Origin of the sequence: Asticcacaulis solisilvae (assembly GCF_052327315.1) — a bacterium.
GTDB lineage: Bacteria > Pseudomonadota > Alphaproteobacteria > Caulobacterales > Caulobacteraceae > Asticcacaulis > Asticcacaulis solisilvae_B.
Window position 1 is genome coordinate 1319961 of the sequence record NZ_CP166196.1, and the last position, 18129, is coordinate 1338089.

Sequence of the window (18129 nt, forward strand, 5' to 3'; positions counted from 1 at the left end):
ATCGGGTTTGAAAACGGTTCTCTTGACCGGCGGGGCCGGCTATGTCGGCTCGCATTGCGCCAAGGCGTTCCATGAGGCCGGCTGGACCGTGGTCACACTCGACAACCTGTCGCGGGGCAACCGCGACCTGGTCAAGTGGGGGCCGCTGGTCGAGGCCGATATCGCCGACCGCGAGGCGGTCGCGGCGGCCATCCGCCACTACAAGCCGCAGGTCTGCGTCCATATGGCGGCCTATGCCTATGTCGGGGAGTCGGTCGAGAAGCCGGAACTCTATTACGGCAACAACAGCGCGAAATCGTTGACCCTGCTGGAGACCTTGACGGCGGAAGGCGTGAAGAAGCTGATCTTCTCCAGCACGTGCGCGTCGTACGGCCATCCCGTCCGGCTGCCGATCGACGAGACCCACCCGCAGTCCCCGATCAATCCCTATGGCTGGTCGAAATTCATCATCGAGCGCATGCTGGAGGACTTCGCCGTCGCCCACGGTTTCAACTCGGTGGCGCTGCGCTATTTCAACGCCGCCGGCTGCGACGCCGACGGCGAGACCGGCGAATGCCACGAGCCGGAAACCCACGTCATTCCGCTGGCGCTCAAGGCCGCCATCGCCGGGACGCCCTTCCATATCAACGGCACCGATTTCGACACGCGCGACGGCACGGCGGTGCGCGACTACATCCACGTTTCGGACCTGGCGCGCGCCCACGTGCTGGCGGCCGAGGCGCTGTCGGAGGACCGGTTGAAAGGCGCCAACGTCTTCAATCTCGGCACCGGCAACGGCACGTCGGTGGCCGAACTGGTGGCGGCGGTCGGCCGCGCCGTCGGAAAGCCCCTGAACGCCATCTACGGTCCGCGCCGCCCGGGCGATCCCGCCATGCTGATCGCGTCGGCGGAAAAGGCCGCAAGCGTGCTTAACTGGACGCCTCGCTGCTCGGATATCGATCATATTGTGCAGACGGCTCTGCGCTGGGAGCAGCGGTGATATAGATCGTCTGGTCCGGCTTCGGCAGGACGTCCGGACGGTGGGTGACGACGATCAGGGTCCGCCCGGCGAAGGCCGTCAGGATACGGTCGTAGATTTCACGCTCCATCTTGCCCTGGACCGCGCCCAGCGCCTCGTCGAGGATCAGGATGTCGGGCCGGCCGAGCAGCGCGCGGGCCAGGCCCAGGCGCTGGCGCTGGCCGCCCGACAGGGCCAGGCCCCGGTCGCCGACCGAGGTCTTGAGGCCTTCGGGCAGGTGTTCCATGACATCCTCAAGGCCGCAGATGGCGATGGCGCGCGCCACGTCGTCGGGCGCGATGCCGGGGCGGTTGAGCGTCAGGTTCTCCTCGATCGAGCCGACGATCAGGTCGACGTCCTGGCCGGCGACGGCGATGCGCCCCAGCCATTCGTCGCGGCGGATGTCGGACAGGGGCACGCCGCTGACCACGATGCGGCCGTCATTGGGACGGTAGAGCCTGAGCAGCAGGTTGAGCAGGGTCGATTTACCGGCGCCGCTGTTGCCGGCCAGTATGGTCACGCCGCCCAGCGGGATGCGGATATCGAGGCCCGACAGCACGTCGCGGCCGTCGGGGCCGAAGCGGTAGGTCACGCCTTCGAACGCAATCTCGCCCGTGAGCTCGGGGCAGGGCAGGGTGCCCGGGTCCTCGCGCCGGCGGCCGCGCGGATCGACGATCGGGCTGACGACGTTGAGCGCCGCCAGGTGGTGCGTCAGGGCCAGCCGGTTGTCGTTGAACTCACGCAGGCTGGGCTGGACGCGGTACATCATGATGATGGCGGCCAGCACCGACGGCGCCGGCACATGGAAAGCCGCCGCGCCGAGCAGCAGGGCGCCGAGCAGCAGGACATAGCCGATCTCGTTGACCGGATCGATCCAGGCGTAGAGGTAGTCGATCTTGACCAGGAAGCGGCGCAGGGTATCCGACGCCCCGACGAAGGCGGCTTTGCGGTCGTCCTCACGGGCAAATGCGCGGATGGTGCGCATGCCCTGGATATCCGAGACCACGCGGTCGGACATCAGCGCCTTCTGGGTGACGATCTTCTGCGACTCGGCGTCGGCGGGCTTGCCGACCAGCCGGGCCAGGGTCAGGATGGTGCCCGCCCCCACGACCGCGATGACGGCCAGCTTCCACGAGATGACGACGATGAAGGCGCCGAAGATCAGCGCCGTCGCCGACGTGACGATCAGGCGGGTGCCCAGGAACAGGGTCTCGGCGATCGACCAGCTTTCCATGGTCAGCCGGTTGATCAGCTCGCCCCGGTCCATCTTCATGATGGTGTGGTAGTCGGTCTCCATGTAGGAGGCGTAGATGCGCTCGCGCATCTCGTGGCTGATGGCGTGCTGCACCCACGAGCCGACGATGACATAGATATAGCCGCAGATCGTGCGCAAAAGCGCCAGGCCGAAGATGACCAGGCCGGCCGTCACCAGGCTGTTGCCGAGATGATGGCCGACGAAGCGGTAGATGTCGGACAGGATGCCGGCCTTGTTGAGCAGGGCGCCGCCCGACAGCGCGCTGGTCAGCAGCATGACGGCGACGCTGATGCCGATGGTTTCGGCCAGGGACGAGATAAGCCCGATGACGCTCAGGCCCGCCAGCACGCCCTTGTAGTGCGCGAACATGCGCAGATACATGCGGACCTGCGAGACATAGCGGCGGCGTTCCGTCATAGGGGGAACACGGCGTCGAGATATTTCGGGGCGGTCACCGGCTTGCGGCGCGACGTCCACAGGCGGAAGCGGCCCCACAGGCCGCGCAGGGTCGTCTTGAGCGGCGGCCGCCCGCCGCGGTCGCGGTACAGCGCCATCCACGGCCCCCAGACGCCTTTCCAGGGACCGTAGAGGATGGCGCGGATCAGCAGGAAGTCCATGAAGAACAGGCGGCCTTCTTCGAACGCCTTGCCGTATTCGGCGCCGTAGATATCGCGCATCGGATTCATCACCAGATCGAAGGAGCGCAGCATCTTCATCGAATCGCTCGACATGTTGTCCGCCGTCCAGCGGTAGCCGGTCAGCTCCTCGCGCACCACGGCGAAATGGTGGTGGCGGGCGATCTCGAAATAGATCTTAAGGTCCTCGCAGCCCTGGGCGTTGTTGGCGCGCAGGGACGGGTCATAGCCGCCGGCTTCCAGCACCACGGCCTTGCGCATCAGCGGCGAAGAGCCGTTGCCGACCAGGTTGCCGAAGCACATGGGCTCGAGCACGTCGCCCTCATAGCTGCTCTGGCCGCGTTGCGACATGATGCGGCTGTCGGCGTCGATGGCGCGGAACCAGGTGTAGACCAGGCCGCATTTTTCTCCCATGGCGGCCATGGCGGCCATCTGCTTTTCGATCTTGGTGGGGTGCCACAGGTCGTCGGCGTCGACCGGCGCGATGTAGTCGCCCTTCGCCTGGGCTATGGCCAGGTTGCGGGCCTCGGCGACGCCGCCATTCTCCTTCCGGATGGCGCGGACGCGGCTGTCTTCAGCCGCGTGGCGTTCGGCGATGGCGAAGGTCGCGTCGCGCGACCCGTCGTCGACGACCAGGATTTCGAGGTTGCTCCAGGTTTGCGCGCGCACGGAGACAAGCGTCTCGTCGAGCGTGGCTTCGGCGTTGTAGGACGGGATGACGACAGTCACCAGTTCAGTCATAGGACCCCCAGGCGGGCGGCAAGGGCATCGGCGTCCATTTCGTCGTGGACCTCGATGCGCGGCAGGCGATTCAAAGGATAATCGAAGGTGGCGATGCCGTCATCGGTCGAGAAGACGGTTTCATAGCCGGCATAATGGAAGATGCGTTGCGCCCGCTGGTCGAGATTGCCATAGGGCGCGGCGATCGAACGGATGGTTTTGCCGAGCCGCGTTTCCAGCGCGGTGCGCGACTTGACCGCCTCGTACAGCAGGTCGCCCGACGTCAGGGTCTCGGCCTTGCGGTGTGTCGCGAGGTGGCTGCCGAAGGCGATGCCGGCTTCCGACAGGCGGGCGATCGCCGCCCAGTCCATCAGCGGCGCGGGCGGGCCGTACTCCGCGTCCCAGTCGGCCGCCGTACCGGTCTTGTCGGTCACCACGAAGACCTCGGCGGTAAAGCCATGGCGGCGCAGGACCGGGAAGGCAGCGTCGGTAAAATCCTGGTAGGCGTCGTCGAAGGTCAGGATGACGGGCCGGCCCTTCAGCGGGGCGTGGCCTTCGCGGTACCAGGCGAATTCCGCCGCCGTCAGCGTGTGGAAGCCATGGCTTTTCAACATGCGCAGCTGGTCGTCGAACTGCCGGGGCGTCACGGCGTAGCGTTTGAGCGGCCCGCTGGTTTCGGCGACGCGATGGTACATCAGCACGGGCACAGTGCGCGTCGTGGCCTGGCGGGCCTCGGCGACACCCGGCTTCTGGCCGTCGGGGAAGAGGGTGCGCAGCACGGCGGGCGCGGGGATGTCGTAGCCGTCGCGGCGGATGTCGGCCGCGGCCTGGCCCTTTCGCCACAGGTCGACGCGGTAAAGGTCGGTCTGGATCGACTTTTCCAGCATCAGCCCGTCCGTCGCCGCGAAGGTGTCGGCGATGGTCGCGGCGCCATAGGGCAGGTCCCAGTCGAAGCCGGGTTTATCGGGGGCGTCGCTGACCAGGTAGGCGTGGGCGCTGAGGATGCGGCCGCCGGGTTTCAGGGCGCCGGCGATCTTGCCCGCCGCCGTTTTCAGCCGGCCGCGGTCCTCGAGATAGTAGAGCATCTCGGAGACGACGATCAGGTCCTTATCGCCGGGGATGGCGTCGTTCAGCACGTCGACCACCTGGGTGGCGACATTGCCGAAACCTTCGCAGCGTTCCGCCGTGCGCTTCAAGGCCGTCGCCGAAATGTCGGTGGCCAGCAGGCGGCCGACGCGGGGCGCCAGTTGCGCGGTGAAATGCCCCTCGGCGCTGGCCAGTTCCAGGGCGTCGCCGACATTGAGGCCGTCGATCAGCGACAGGCTTTGTTCGTATTTGCGCTGCTCGTAGGTGCTGTCGTAGCGCCAGGGATTTTCGCGGGCGAACCAGGTCTCCCAGAAGGTTGCGTCCTGGTAGCCCGAGCCTTCCGGCGCCTGGTGCGACGGCGACGGAGCGGAGGCTTCGGCGATACGCTCGCCCGCGCCGTCGGTCTTGGCGCGCAGCATGATATCGATGCCGTCCTGACCCACCAGGGCGGACAGGCCGTCATGGCCGTCGAGGCGGTTGAGCGTCGCAAGGAAGGCCGCGTGGCGCGACGGCTTGCCCTTGCCGGTCAGGGCGCGCTTGATCTGGTGCAGGCTCTCGCGCAGCAAAAGCTTGCGGTAGGCGGGCACGGCGTCGAGCGCGCCGGAGGCCTTGAGGTCGGCGCGCGAGCTGAACTCGAACAGCCGCGCCAGGATCGCCGTGGCCGGAAGCGTCGACCACACCGGCATCTCAAGGCGCAGCACGTCCGCTCCGTCATGCACGATGCGGATATGGGCCAGGCTGACCTCGGGCGGGAAGGACAGGTCGCGCAAGGCGCCGAGTTCCAGCCTCACACCGGTAACGAGCGAAAACGCGATATCGTCATCGAGCGCGTTGCGGCTCATCAGCCACTGCTCGAACGGATAGAGGGCCGCCGCCGTCAGGCCCGGCGTGCCGCGCGCCTCGATCGTGCGCAGCATGGCGGTGATCGGCGCGTGGCGCGCCTGCCAGATGGCGGTGAAATCCGTACCGGGATCGTTGCCGCCGACCATCAGGGCCGAGCAGGCATAGCCCAGCATCTTGTCGGGCGCGAAGCGCAGCGGTCCCTTGGGCAGACGGGCTTCGAACCAGTCGGGAATACCCTTGCCGGCGGCGGCGTGGCAGGCGGCGTACCAGAAGACCTGGACGGTCAGGGCCTCGTCGAGCGGCGTCAGGGCCGCCGGGTCCGAAATGTCGCGCGGCAGGCGCGGATCGGCGGCGCGGGCGCGGCGGATGACGGTTTCGGCGTCGCCGACGACGCGCGATCCGTCCGAAGACAGGGACGCCGGCTGCATGTGGTAAAGCGCCAGCACTTCGGGCGTGGTCGCGAAGCCGACGCCGGAGCGCGCCAGCCGCAGCCACAGGTCCCAGTCCTCGCAGGTCCGTAAACGCGTGTCGAAACCGCCGGTCGCGCGCACGGCGTCGAGCGGCACCAGCGCGGCATGGATGGCCAGGGCGCAGAAGTCCGACAGCATGGCGACCGCGCGGTCGGCCAGGCCGGCGTGCAAGGTCGCCGGGACGCGGCCGCCTTCGGGCGTGCGATAGGCGTAGGCGCAGACGGCGATGGTGTCGGGCGACACCAGGGCGGCCAGGGTTTCGAGGTGCCGCGGCAAGAGGCTGTCGTCGGCGTCGAGGAACAGGCCGAACGCGCCTTTCGCCTCGGAAAGGCCAAGGTTGCGCGCCGAACTGACCCCGCCATTGGCCTGCGAAACGACACGGATGCGCGGCTCGCGCGCCGCGATCGCTTCGGCCAGCGCCCTGGTGCCGTCGCCCGAGCCGTCGTCGACCACGATGGCTTCCCAGTCCGTAAGGGTCTGGGCGATGACGCTGTCGAGCGTTTCGCCCAGCGTGCGTTCGGCATTGAAGGCGGGGATGATGATGCTGATACGGGGCGTCATGGCCGCCGCGCCTTGTGATAATAGCGCACGCCGGCCAGCGCCCCCTTGATCTCGAGTTTCAGGATGCGGTCCTCGATCAGCCACTTACGGCCGATGCGGCCCATAAGCTTGCCGATAAGGTAGACCGGCAGGTGGAAATAGACGCGCCACAGGTTGCGGGTGTCGCGCGAGCGTTCATGCTGCACCAGCAGGGACGAGGTATGGCCGCTCATATAGCCCTCGATCTGGCGGTAAAGACCGGGCAGGTCGGCGCGGTGATGGTGATAGAGCAGGGCGGTCGGCTGGAACAGGCAGTCGTAGCCGGCGGCCAGGATGCGGTTCCAGAACTCGGAATCGCCCGAACAGCCCGAGGCGCCGACGTCGAGGCGCTCGTCGAAATAGCCTATTTTGTCAAAGATTTCGCGGCGGAAGGCCATGCTGGCCCCGGCGCCGACCTCCCAGGCCGGGCACCAGGGCGGATGCTTGCGGCGGAACCAGGCGATGTCGAAGCGGACGGGGGTAAAGCCGCGCGTAAAGCTGAAATAGCGCTCGAACAGCCACTGCGCCTCGGTGTCGAGCCGCGCCGGCAGGACCAGGCCGGTGACCGCCATGATGCGGCCGTCCGTAAAACCGGCGCACAGCTGGTCGAGCCACAGGGGATGCAGCTCGGTGTCGTCGTCCGTATAGGCGACCAGGTCGAAGCGCGCTGTCCTTGCGCCCGTATTGCGCGCGATGTCGAGGCCCGGACGGTCTTCGCGCACATAGACGGCGCCGAAGGCTTCGGCGACGGCGCGGGTTTCGGCCGTGACCGAGGCGTTGTCGACGACGATGACCTCGTCGGGCGCACGCACCTGGTCGCGCAGGCTTTCCAGGCAGCGCCGCAGGGCTTCGGGCCGGTCGCGGGTGCAGATGACGAGGCTGACCGGCAGGGGACAGGGCGGCAGGCGGGGCGGGACGGGAAAGATGGGTTCCGCGCTCCACAATATATGGTCTTCGAACCAGCGCCGGCCCACGGGCGCGCCTTCGCTCCACCAGATCACCAGCCCGCGGCCGGGAGCGGCGGCGACATGCGGGGCCAGGTCTTCGCCCAACTGCGCGTGAACGATGCAGGCAAACGGCTTTTGGGTGGAATCGTGGCTCAACGCGTTTCGGGCTCTCTTGCCGGACCAGCGCTACAGGAAATACCTTGTCTTTGGGTGAACGCGGGTCCCGGTTGCATGTATGTAAACCCTAGCCGGTTCGCGGCGCTGCGGCAATCCGGGGCGAGCCCCGGCGCAAAATCTTCGGTGGGCCTTGAAAAAGATGATTAGTACAGAGTAAATATCGGTAATAGCTGGGAAATTTTCGCCGACGCACGGTTAGTTAAGGCTTGTGTGGCACGGTGGGCGGCGAAGCGATTTGGGGCAGTTAATGACTCCTTTGGTAAGCGTTATAATTCCGGCATACAATGCCCAGCTCTATTTGCCGGCGACACTGGAGTCGGTATTCGCCCAGACCTATGAAAATCTCGACATTATCGTCGTGGATGACGGGTCGACCGACGGCACGGCGGCTGTCGTCGAGGCCTGTCGGGCGCGTCATCCGGGCCTGCGCCTGGTGTCGAAGCCCAATGGCGGGGTGGCGTCGGCGCGCAATATCGGCCTCAAGGCGGCGGCGGGCGACTATGTGGCCTTTCTCGACGCCGACGATGTCTGGCATCCGCAGAAGATCGCCGCCCAGATGGAGGCGCTGCGCCCCGGCGGCCGCGAGCGCTATGTCGCTGCCTTTTCCCTTCACCTGCGCATCGACCGGGACGGCCGCGTCACCGGCAAGTCGCGGTCGTGGCCGTTCGAGGACTTCACCCTGCCGGCGCACATCGTGCTCAAGCCCGTCGGCAACGGTTCCAGCCTGATCGTGCGCCGCGACGTCGCCTTAAGCGCCGGGGGCTTCGACGAAGACTATGTGGCGCGCGGGGTCGGCGGCTGCGAGGATCTCGATTTCGAACTCCGGATCGCGGCGCAGTATCCGATCGCCTGCGTGCGCGAATATCACGTCGGCTACCGGGTCTATGAAGGCAATATGTCGAGCGACCGCCCGAAGATGGCGCGCGCCGTGCATGACCTGGTGCAGCGCCACCTGCGGCTCCACACGGAGTTGTCGCCGTGGTGCCGCCGCATGGCCGTGCTGAAGGCCTACGAATATTCCATCTCGATCCTCAGGTCGCGGCACAAGGCCGAGTGCCTTGGCCATGTCCGCGGCATGATGTCGGTCGATGCGGTGGCCGCCACGCGCTTTGTGGCCTGGGACTTTACCCGCAGCCTGTGGCGCGCCGCGAAGCGCGCGGCCCGTGACAGGATGCCGCGGAAGCCGAACCTGACCTATGCCGAATTGTCGCCGGACGACCTGCGCGCCTGGCCGGATCATCGGCTGGACGAACTCTATTACGCCCTGTCGCGGGGATGGACGCCGGCGCCTGAGCCAAGGGCGAGAAATTTTCTCTCCGAAGCTGCATGGCGCCCCGCCAAGCCGGTCGACTATCCCGCTGGCGCCGCATGATATTTCGCGTGTGACGCAATGGCTGTGGCCGTCCCCCGCCGGAACGTGTTAAGCGTGCCTTGGAAGCGCGCCTGACAGCCGGGGGCGCTGGGGAGAGGTATGAAACCTTCGGTCAGCGTTATAATTCCGGCGTACAATGCCGAGGCCTTCGTCGCCGCGACGCTGAAGAGCGCACAGGCCCAGACCCTGCGCGATATCGAGATCCTGGTCGTTGACGACGGCTCGACCGACACGACGGCGGATATCGTCCGGGCCTTCGCCGAAGCCGATAACCGCATCCGCCTCATCACCAAGCCGAACGGCGGCGTGGGCTCGGCGCGCAATCGCGGCCTGGCCGAAGCCGGTGCGGACTTCGTCGCCTTTCTCGACGCCGACGACCTGTGGCACCCCGAGAAGCTCGAAACCCAGCTGGACGCGCTGAAGCAAAGCGGCGACGCGGCGGCCTTTTCCCTGCATGTCGGCATCGACCGGGACGGGCGCTTCCTGGCGCCGTCGACGCGGTGGCCGTTCGAGACCTTCCCCCTGCCGGCGCACATGGTCCTGCGTCCGGTCGGCAACGGCTCCAGCGTCATGGTGCGCCGCGACGTCGCCCTGGCGGCCGGCGGCTTCGACGAGGACTTCGTCAAGCAGGGGCTGGGCGGTTGCGAGGACCTCGATTTCGAACTGCGCGTGGCGGCCAGCCATCCCATACGCTGCGTGCCGCATTTCCACGTCGGCTATCGCGTCTACGACGGCAATATGTCGAGCGACAAGGGGCGGATGGCCCGGGCGCTGACCGCCGTCGTCGACCTGCACCTGAAGCGCAATCCGGGGCTTTCCGATTTCTGCCGGCGCATGGCGCGGCTCAAGAGCTGCGAATACACGGTATGGCTGATGCGGGAAGAACCGCTCGACAAGGCGTTTGCCCAGTGGCGGCAGATGGCGGCGATCGACGGCGGCTATGCGGTCGGCTATGCCGGGCGGACCCTGCTGCGCAATATCTGGCGGGGCGGGCGGTCGCTTATCCGGGGACGCGCGGTGCGCAACGCCCTGCCGTTCGACGAGATCGATCCCGAGACGGTGGCCAGTCCCGTCGACAAGCGTGGAACCCGCGCCCTGTACCGCCGCCTGGTCGGCTGACTATTTAAGTTTTTCGGTCGGCAGCAGCGAGAACCATTTCAGGTCGTCGTCCGGCCCCTGGCGCGTCATCCACGAATAGTAGGTCTGCGTCCACGGCTTCACCCAGGTCGACAGGTTGTCGAGGATGTAGTCGCCGTCGGTCGTGGTGACGATCAGGATGACGTGCCGCTTGTCGTCGGGCACGGACACCAGGGCCAGGCTCATGGCCGCCGCCGGGAATCCTTGCTGGCGCAGCAGAGTCCATTTTTCCAGCGCATAGTCCTCGCAGTCGCCGGCAACGCCGTCCGCCAGGCCCGGCGCCACCCAGTAGTCCTCGACATGGTAGTAGGCCATGTCCGTGGTCGGGCGGATGACGCGGTTGACCAGGGAGTTGATGCGCGTCAGCACCTGGTACTGGCTGGGCGTCAGGTCGACGCGCGGATAGATGGGGGCCGTGTCGTCGGCGGGCGCCGCTACCGGTGCTTCGGCTTGCGGTGACGCCGGTGGTGTTTGTGGCGCCGCGGGTGCGTCTTGTGCCGATGCGTGCTGGACCGGTGTTTCGTCAAGACCCGGTCCGAGCTGGAGGTCGACTTGCTGGCGAAAGGAATGCCTCGCGGGCTGGTCGGGTTCGCTCAGGCCGACCGTCGTGACCAGGCTGCTGACCTCGGGCCACAGCCAGCCGGTGGGGCGGGGCTGTTCGAGGTGCGGCCGCGCGCCGGTAAAGGCCGACTGGCTGGCCGTATCGAGCTCGGTGCGGCGGAGGCTGGCCGGGATGTAGAGGACCTGCAGCGGCATGTCCGCCACCTGGAGGCTCAGTTGCGACATGGCGTCGCGGATATGGGCGACGGTGACGGGCGTCGGCCAGACATAGACGGAATCGTCGGCGCTGGCCTCGATCGTCACCCAGTCGTAGTTGAGGTAGCTGGGCTGGCCGACCTTGAGGACCGTATCGTGGCTGTTCCTCGACGCCAGCTTTTTGGCGAAGGCCTCGCGGAACTGCGCCAGCTTCATCTCGGTGGCGCCGGCCTTGATGGCCGCCAGGTCGGAATCGGGCCAGTGCGCGCAGGCGTCCGGCGTGCGCTGGCACATTTCCAGGAAGCCGATCGGGCTGGCGACGTGGTCGCCGACGATCTGGAAGGGGGGGCGTTTCGGGGTGTCGGCGGTGGCGAGGGGCGCGGCCTGCGGATAGATCAGGCCTTCGACGCCGTGCTTTTCCGCCGGCGTGGCGGCCGGCGAAGACGCGTCCTGATGTGACGTATCCTGGGCCGATGCCGCGACCGGCATCAGACTCATAGCCGCCACAACGGCTGACGTCACCCAAATGCGCATCCTGCCCCCGATTATGCGGCGCGAACTTCCCGTTACTCTTGCCGTTAACCCTTTTCCGGGTCAAGCCGCTTCTCCTGAAACGGAGGCGGAAGCGCGTAAGTGTGCCTTTTGGAGCGCCCGGCGCCATGCAAAAAGGCCGGGCGTCGCGGCCCGGCCTTTCCGTTCGTCAGGGCTGCGTATCAGCTCTTGGGCGTGTACCAGATCGGCGACGACCAGGCGCGTTCCTGGATGGTGGCGGCCACCGAGTCCGGGATAGGCACGCCGCTCTTCACCGCCAGCAGCGTCGTCCAGCGCGGCGTCGGGATTTCCAGCACGCGGACATAGTAGGCGGCGCGCTGGTCGGCCTTGAACTCCGGATCCTTCCACACGGTCGAAAGCGACACCGAACCGATCGTGTTCTTGTAGGTCGCGGTCTTGAGGTCGACCGTGTTGCCGACGGCGGCCAGCTTGCCCGACGCCTCGTGCTTGCGCGTTTTCTCGAAGGCGACGTCGAAGACCTTTTCCTTCTGCGAGCCGCCCTCGGTCCAGATCTTGACGATCTGCACGCGGTCGAGATTGGCGCCGTTGGGGTCTTTCAGCGCCCAGACGACGAAGGACGGCGCGCCGGCATTGGCCGGGCGGGCCGGCAGGTCGCTGCCCATGGGGGCGCCGGTGGCGTAGGCTTGCCTGACGGCGTCAGGCTTCTTGTCGAAGCCCTGGCCGAAGCTCCAGCCGCCGAACAGGCGCACCTTGATGCGCGTGCCCGAGGTCGCGAAGGTCTCCTTGCGGCGCAGGGCGTCGTAGATGCTTTCGCGGGTGTTCTGTTCGGCCCACACGCCGGTCAGGCCGGCCGAGCTGGTGATGGTGACGTTGAAGGCGGCCGCGTCGTTGCTCTGCGACAGCAGGCGCCGGGCGGCTTCCGGCGAGGTCTTGCCGCCGCCGATATTGGCGCCGCCGACATTGCCGCCGTAGTCCTGTTCCGACGAGACGCTGAGGCCCCCGTGCAGGTCGGCGGCGCCGACGAAGCCGTCCTTGTACGGGTTGGCGCCGATCTTTTCATCGAGCACCAGGCCCTTGCCGATGGCGTCGCGCAGGTAGGAGCCCGAGGGGCGGCTCTTCTGCGGCGAGATCAGCAGCCGGTCGAAGATTTCGAAATTGGCGAATTCGTCGTTGGGCGACAGGCTGGGGTGCGTTTCCGACGTGCCCTTGTTCTGGGTGATTTCGCTGAGCGGCTCGTTCTCGCGGCGCAGCTGGGCGTAGGCAACGTCGATAGGGCGGCCGTCGAGCGTCGTCCAGTCGTACATCAGGCCGTTCGACGCATTGGCGTTGTGGGCGATGGCCAGCGCCTCGTGGCCCTGGCCGCGGATCTTGTTCAGCCAGGTCCACAAATCTTCCGGTTTTACGGAATCGAACGAGGTGAACGGATTGGGCGCCGTATTGCCGCGGAAGATGACGTTACGGTGCAGGTTCTGGCCGTTCGGCATCGACGCCCATTCATAGGCGATGAAGGTCGTGAACTTGCCGGGCTGGTAATAATGGTTGGCGGCGTCGATTTCGCGCTGCCAGACCGACGAGCTGATCTGCGTGGCGTCGAGGCCGGGCACGGACTTCAGGGTTTCGGGCTTGAGCAGGGCGCCCAGCAGGGCCAGGGCGTCGGTGTCGCCGTTGCGCTTGGCGGTCAGGTCCAGCTTGCCTTCGGTCTTGGCCTTGCGGATCTTCTGGCCGAGTTCGCTTTTCGACAGGGCGCTGTTGGGATCGTCGAGCTCGTTGAAGACGCCGATGTTTTCGGCGTGGTCGGTGACCGCGAGGAAGTCGAGCGGTTCGCGGCGCTTCACCTTTTCGCCGAGATAGTCGATCACGTCGCCGCGCGCGAACTGATAGGCTTCCTCGGGCGTCGTCTTCGTGCCCATCAGCACGTAGGCGTCGAAGCTGTTGGTGGTGTGCAGGTGCAGGTCGCCGTAGAAGGCCTGACGATTTTCCGGGGCGGCGGCCCTGGCCAGCAGCGGCGCGACGGCGATGGCGCCGACGGCCAGGGCAATGGCGGCCACGTTGATATAAAGGGTCTTTCTCATGTCTGTAGTCTCCCGAACAGTGGATCAGATGATGGCGGCGTGCAGGCGCTCGAAGACCCAGAAGGCCGCGAAGGCGCCGATGGCGTAGGTGGGAAGGGGCTTGAGGGCTTCGATTTCAGTGATCTTGATGCGCTTCAGGCCCCAGATGACGGCCAGGACAAGGCCGACAAAGACGAGCTGGCCGATCTCGACGCCGATGTTGAACAGCAGCAGGGCGGCGGGGATGTTGTCCTTCGGCAGGCCGATCTCGGCCAGGGCGCCGGCGAAGGCGCTGCCGTGCAGCAGCCCGAAGGCAAAGGCGATCAGCCAGGGCCAGCGCTGGGTGACGCTGGTGCGGCCAAGGCTGACATTGGCCAGTTCGATGGCGACGAAGACGATGCTGAGCGCGACCAGGGCTTCGATCTGGGCGGGCTTGACCGTCATGATGCCCAGCGCCGTGGCGGCGAGCGTAATGCTGTGCGCCACGGTGAAGGCGGTGATCGTCTTCAGCAGGGTCGGCACGTTCTTGACCAGCAGGACCAGGCCGAGGACGAACATCAGGTGGTCGTAGCCGGTCAGGATGTGCGTGATGCCAAGCTGGACATAGGTCAGGACCGGCAGGTTGTTGCCGCGCGGGTCGAGCGACAGGCTTTCCTGTCCCGGTCGCAGGATCTGCTGCAGGTCGTGGCCGTCGGAATAGTGGACGACGACCAGGGCGTCGGTGATCGAGCGGTCGAGGCCGTGGATGGTGACGGAGCGGCCGCCGAGCCCGACCTTGCCGGTCGGTACGCCTTTCCAGATACGGGTCTGGTAGCCGGTACCGCTGTCGACGACCGCCGGCTGGCCGCTCAGCAGGCCGCCCGATATGTCGGGATCGAGCCGGACGGCGAGCGTCGTGGTGGCGGGCTGCTTGAACAGCACGTCGATCTTGCCGTCGTTGCGTTCGGTGACCTGCAGGAAGGCCGGCCGGACCTCGTGCGCCGTGGCGGCCAAAGCGAAGGCCGAGGAGACGAGGGCGGCCAGGGTGAAGAGAAGGGCGCGCAGGCTCATTTCTTCGTCCCCTCGATGACGACATTGTACTTGGCCTTGAGCTTGGCGAAATTCTTCGCGTTCAGGCCGTCGCGCTGCGAAGCCTTCCAGTCGTCGAGTACGCGTGATGCGACCGCGTCATAGGGCTGGGTCGCGCCGGAGCGGGCGTCGGTGACGCGCACCAAGTGCCAGCCGAAGCCCGAGCGGAACGGCCCGGCCCATTGCCCGGCCTTGGCCGTGAACAGGTCGCGGCTGAGGTCGCTCTGGCCGAACAGCCGCTCGGTATCGCCCTGGTCGAGGTCGACCAGGTCCGTCGGGCCCGGGAAGACGTCGCCGTCTTCCGGCGCGCGAGCGGCGCCCGACGCGTTGAGCTTTTTCAGTTCGGTCTCGGCGCGGGCATGGGCCGCATCGTCCCCGCCATTGTCCGGCGAGAAATAGACCTGGGTGAAGCTGCGCTTCGCCGGTTCGCCGTAATTGGAGGCGTGGGCGGCGTAGTACGCCCTCAGCGTCTGTTCCGTCGGGTCTTCCAGGGTTTGCAGGTCCTGTTGCAGGAACTCGTACTTCTGCACCAGGCGGCGGCGGACGATCTCGTCGTCGCGGTCGAGGCCCAGCGCCGTGCTTTCACGGTACTCGATCTCTTCCTTGACGTAGTTGTCGACCAGGGTCTTCAGCTGCGTGGCCGACGGGTCCTGGCCGAACTGCTGGCGATAGGTGTCGATCAGCCGCGCCACGCGGTCGGGGCCGATGGCCACGCGATACTGGGTGGTGAAATGCTCGACCGTCTCGCTGGCGGTGAACATGATCGCGCCCAGCAGGATGAAGTGCACGAAGGGCTCGCGCGCGGCGGCCCTGAACCAGCCCGGCAGGCGGGGACCGCCGGAGCTGGCCCTGCTTTTGGCCTCCGCTTTCGCGGAGGTCCAGGGCAGGGGTTTGGTGAGGATATTGGATAAAGCCATCGGGGGATTCCTTACGCGCCGAACTTGTGGCGATAGGTGATGCCGTAGGTGCGCGGCTGGCTGGGCAGGCCGGTGATCAGGCCCGACGCGCCGGCATTGCCCGCGCCCAGGGTTTCGAAATAGTGGGTGTCGCCGAGGTTGCGGGCCCACAGCGACAGGTCGTCGCGGCCGCTGTCCGAGCGCAGGCCCAGGCGGGCATTGAGCACGCCATAGCCTTCGACCAGCGAGGACGGCGAGTCGTTGACCGAGGCGTAGTAGGACGACTTGAGGTTATAGTCGGCGCCGACATAGCCTTCCCAGCCACGGCCGCCGACAGGGTGCGCGTATTCGGTACCCAGGCTGGCCGACCATTTCGGCGCGCCGGGCAGAGGACGGCCCGACAGGTCGATATAGTTGGCGGTGGTGGGCAGCAGGCCGGTCCATTCGACGCCCGGGGGCGCGTTCTTGTAGTCGACGTACTGCGCGTCGGTATAGGCGACCGACAGATAGGCGCTGAAGTCGCTCGACGGGCGGAAGCGCAGGTCGCTTTCGATACCGCGCGACCGCACCAGGCCGATATTCGAGATGTATTGGGTCAGCAGCGCCGAGTCGAAGACTGTGGTCTGGTAGTTGTGCGTGTCGGTCGAGAAGGCCGCCAGGTTCAGCGTGACGTTGCGGCTGAACAGGGTCGACTTGAAGCCCAGCTCGACATTGTCGACGCGTTCCGGCTCGACCGCCTTCGGCACGCTGGCCGACAGGTTGGTCAGGTTCAGCCCGCCCGACTTGAAGCCGCGCGACCAGGTGCCGTAGAGCAGCACGTCCGGGGTGACATTATAGTTGACGGTCAGCAGGCCCGAGACATTGCTTTCGCTGGTCCTGACGGAGAAGCTGTTGGCGACGCCCACCAGGTTGCGGATCGACTGGACGTAGGCCTGGTCGGCCGGGGCGAAGGTCGATATGTCGGCCCCGCGCGTCACGGTCTGCACGAAGACGCCGGTCTTGTCTTCCTTGGTGTAGCGCAGGCCACCGGTAACCGCCCATTTCGGGCTGAGGTTCCACGTCGCCTGGCCGAACAGGGCGTAGGACTTGGTGTCCGGACGCGAGAAGTCCGACAACTGGTAGTCGTTGAGCGCCGCGGCGGCCAGGGCCTCCTTCTGCGGTGTCGGGTACAGCGCCGGCGGCAGGTTGAACTCGGCGCCGTAAGGGCCGTACCAGAAGGTGGTGAAGCCCGGCAGCTTCTGCCAGAAGTAATAGGCGCCGGCGACCCAGTCGACGGTATGGCTGCCGTTCGAGGCGATGCGGAATTCCTGCGACAGCTGTTTTTGGCGGTCGATGATCCGGCCCTGGTAGAGGGCGGGCTTGGACGTGCCGTCGACGTCGTTTTCCGGGATCCAGTCCCAAAAGCGTCCGGCGGTGATCGAGGTGAAGGTGTATTTGTCGGTCTTGACGTCGAGCTTGGCCGACAGCCCGCCCGTATACATCTGGGTATGGACCGGCGAGTCGATATCGACATTGTAATTGAACGGATCGATCGCCGGCAGGGTGTAGCCGATGCGCGCGGCCCGCGCCGCAAAGGCGTTGGGCAGGGGCGTGCCGTCGACGCGCGTCGTCACCAGGCCGGCCACGACGCTGATGCAGCAGTCCTGGCGCTGCACGCCGTAGTCGCCGATGATGCGCAACTTGACGTTTTCGGTGGGCGTGTAGAGCAGTTGCGCCCGCGCCGTGAAGTTCTCATAGCCGAACAGTTCGCGGCCGTCGTGGATGTTGTGGACATAGCCGTCCCGGCGCGTACCGGCGACCGAGACACGGTAAGCCAGCTTGTCGGTGATCGGGCCGGTGAGGCTGGCGCGGACCTGCTGGTAACCGAGATTGCCGCCGGTGACGTCGAACGTCCCGCCGAAGACCTTGGACGGTTCGCGCGTCGTGATGTTGATGGCGCCGGCCGTGGTATTCTTGCCGAACAGCGTGCCTTGCGGGCCGCGCAGGACCTCGACCTGCTGCAGGTCGACCAGGTCGAACTGCGACTGGCCGGGGCGGCCGTAATAGACGTCGTCGATATAGAAGCCGACGCCCTGTTCGAGGCCGTCATTGGTCAGCGACACGTTGCCGCCCAGGCCGCGGATGCTGATATTGGCGTTGCGGGGGTTGAAGGTCAGGGTCTGGACGCTCGGCACCAGCTGCTTGAGCTGGTCGATGCGGTAGGCGCCGGTCGATTCGACCTGGGAGGCCGAGATGGTCGAGATGGCGATCGGCACCTTCTGGACATTTTCGGACCGGCGGCGGGCCGTGACGACGACTTCGGTGACTTCGGCGGTCGTGGCGGAGGCGGCGACCGGCGTGACCGCATCGGCGCCGTCGGCGGCCAGGGCGCCCGGGGCGTAGCTGAGACCGAGCGCGGTGCCACCCAGGAGAGCGGCGACGGACAGGCCGCGGCGGAACGACCGCGGCGGGACGGGGAGGAACATGATTTCACCTAAATTAAAACGAAATTGGTCGCCTATTAATGTCCGGCGGTCCGGCTTGGGCGTCGGGTCATTTACGAATGTGTTTGCACTGCGGCAAAATGACGATTTGTCATAAGGCGATGAAATTTATCGTTTTTTAATTCGCAAAATGTGGGATTTCAA

The 18129-nt window shown here is 66.4% G+C and carries 12 protein-coding genes; 3 read left to right on the plus strand and 9 right to left on the minus strand.

Features of this window, described 5'->3' with window-relative positions; translation table 11 throughout:
* Positions 1-7 precede the first annotated feature (7 nt).
* Positions 8-979, plus strand: coding sequence for a UDP-glucose 4-epimerase GalE (gene galE, locus AB8717_RS06045; RefSeq protein WP_443750136.1), 972 nt, complete (start codon positions 8-10; stop codon positions 977-979).
* Here galE and AB8717_RS06050 read toward each other — a convergent pair.
* The 4 genes from AB8717_RS06050 to AB8717_RS06065 are packed head-to-tail and all read right to left on the minus strand — an operon-like array spanning position 909 to position 7688.
* Positions 909-2669 carry an ABC transporter ATP-binding protein gene (locus tag AB8717_RS06050; RefSeq protein WP_443750137.1) on the minus strand — a complete coding sequence of 587 codons (1761 nt, stop codon included), beginning with the start codon at positions 2667-2669 and terminating at the stop codon, positions 909-911. The two genes, galE and AB8717_RS06050, sit on opposite strands and share 71 nt — an antisense overlap.
* Entirely contained in the window at positions 2666-3628 is a 963-nt protein-coding gene (locus AB8717_RS06055; protein WP_443750138.1) for a glycosyltransferase family 2 protein, read from the minus strand. Before AB8717_RS06055 ends, AB8717_RS06050 begins: the two co-directional genes overlap by 4 nt.
* The gene (locus AB8717_RS06060; protein WP_443750139.1) at positions 3625-6567 is read right to left on the minus strand and encodes a glycosyltransferase; all 2943 of its coding nucleotides are present in this window, start codon (positions 6565-6567) and stop codon (positions 3625-3627) included. The genes AB8717_RS06055 and AB8717_RS06060 overlap by 4 nt, the downstream gene beginning before the upstream one ends.
* Entirely contained in the window at positions 6564-7688 is a 1125-nt protein-coding gene (locus AB8717_RS06065; RefSeq protein WP_443750140.1) for a glycosyltransferase family 2 protein, read from the minus strand. The genes AB8717_RS06060 and AB8717_RS06065 overlap by 4 nt, the downstream gene beginning before the upstream one ends.
* A 268-nt stretch (positions 7689-7956) precedes the next feature.
* On the opposite strand from AB8717_RS06065, the gene AB8717_RS06070 reads away from it, so the two are divergent.
* Positions 7957-9081, plus strand: coding sequence for a glycosyltransferase family 2 protein (locus AB8717_RS06070; protein WP_443750141.1), 1125 nt, complete (start codon positions 7957-7959; stop codon positions 9079-9081).
* 99 nt (positions 9082-9180) lie between these two features.
* Positions 9181-10200 carry a glycosyltransferase family 2 protein gene (locus AB8717_RS06075; protein ID WP_443750142.1) on the plus strand — a complete coding sequence of 340 codons (1020 nt, stop codon included), beginning with the start codon at positions 9181-9183 and terminating at the stop codon, positions 10198-10200.
* On the opposite strand, the gene AB8717_RS06080 is transcribed toward AB8717_RS06075, so the two are convergent.
* From AB8717_RS06080 to AB8717_RS06100, 5 genes are all read right to left on the minus strand, one after another.
* Complete coding sequence (locus AB8717_RS06080) at positions 10201-11496, minus strand: transglutaminase-like cysteine peptidase (protein ID WP_443750143.1); 1296 nt, start codon at positions 11494-11496, stop codon at positions 10201-10203.
* 191 nt (positions 11497-11687) lie between these two features.
* Positions 11688-13559, minus strand: a complete 1872-nt coding sequence (locus AB8717_RS06085; RefSeq protein WP_443750144.1) for a DUF3604 domain-containing protein — start codon at positions 13557-13559, stop codon at positions 11688-11690.
* A 24-nt stretch (positions 13560-13583) separates the two neighbouring features.
* Positions 13584-14588 (minus strand): HupE/UreJ family protein, encoded by a 1005-nt coding sequence (locus tag AB8717_RS06090; protein WP_443750145.1) that lies wholly within the window; start codon positions 14586-14588, stop codon positions 13584-13586.
* Complete coding sequence (locus AB8717_RS06095) at positions 14585-15523, minus strand: peptidyl-prolyl cis-trans isomerase (protein ID WP_443750146.1); 939 nt, start codon at positions 15521-15523, stop codon at positions 14585-14587. Before AB8717_RS06095 ends, AB8717_RS06090 begins: the two co-directional genes overlap by 4 nt.
* A gap of 11 nt (positions 15524-15534) precedes the next feature.
* Positions 15535-17967 (minus strand): TonB-dependent receptor, encoded by a 2433-nt coding sequence (locus tag AB8717_RS06100; RefSeq protein ID WP_443750147.1) that lies wholly within the window; start codon positions 17965-17967, stop codon positions 15535-15537.
* Between the last annotated feature and the right edge of the window lie 162 nt (positions 17968-18129).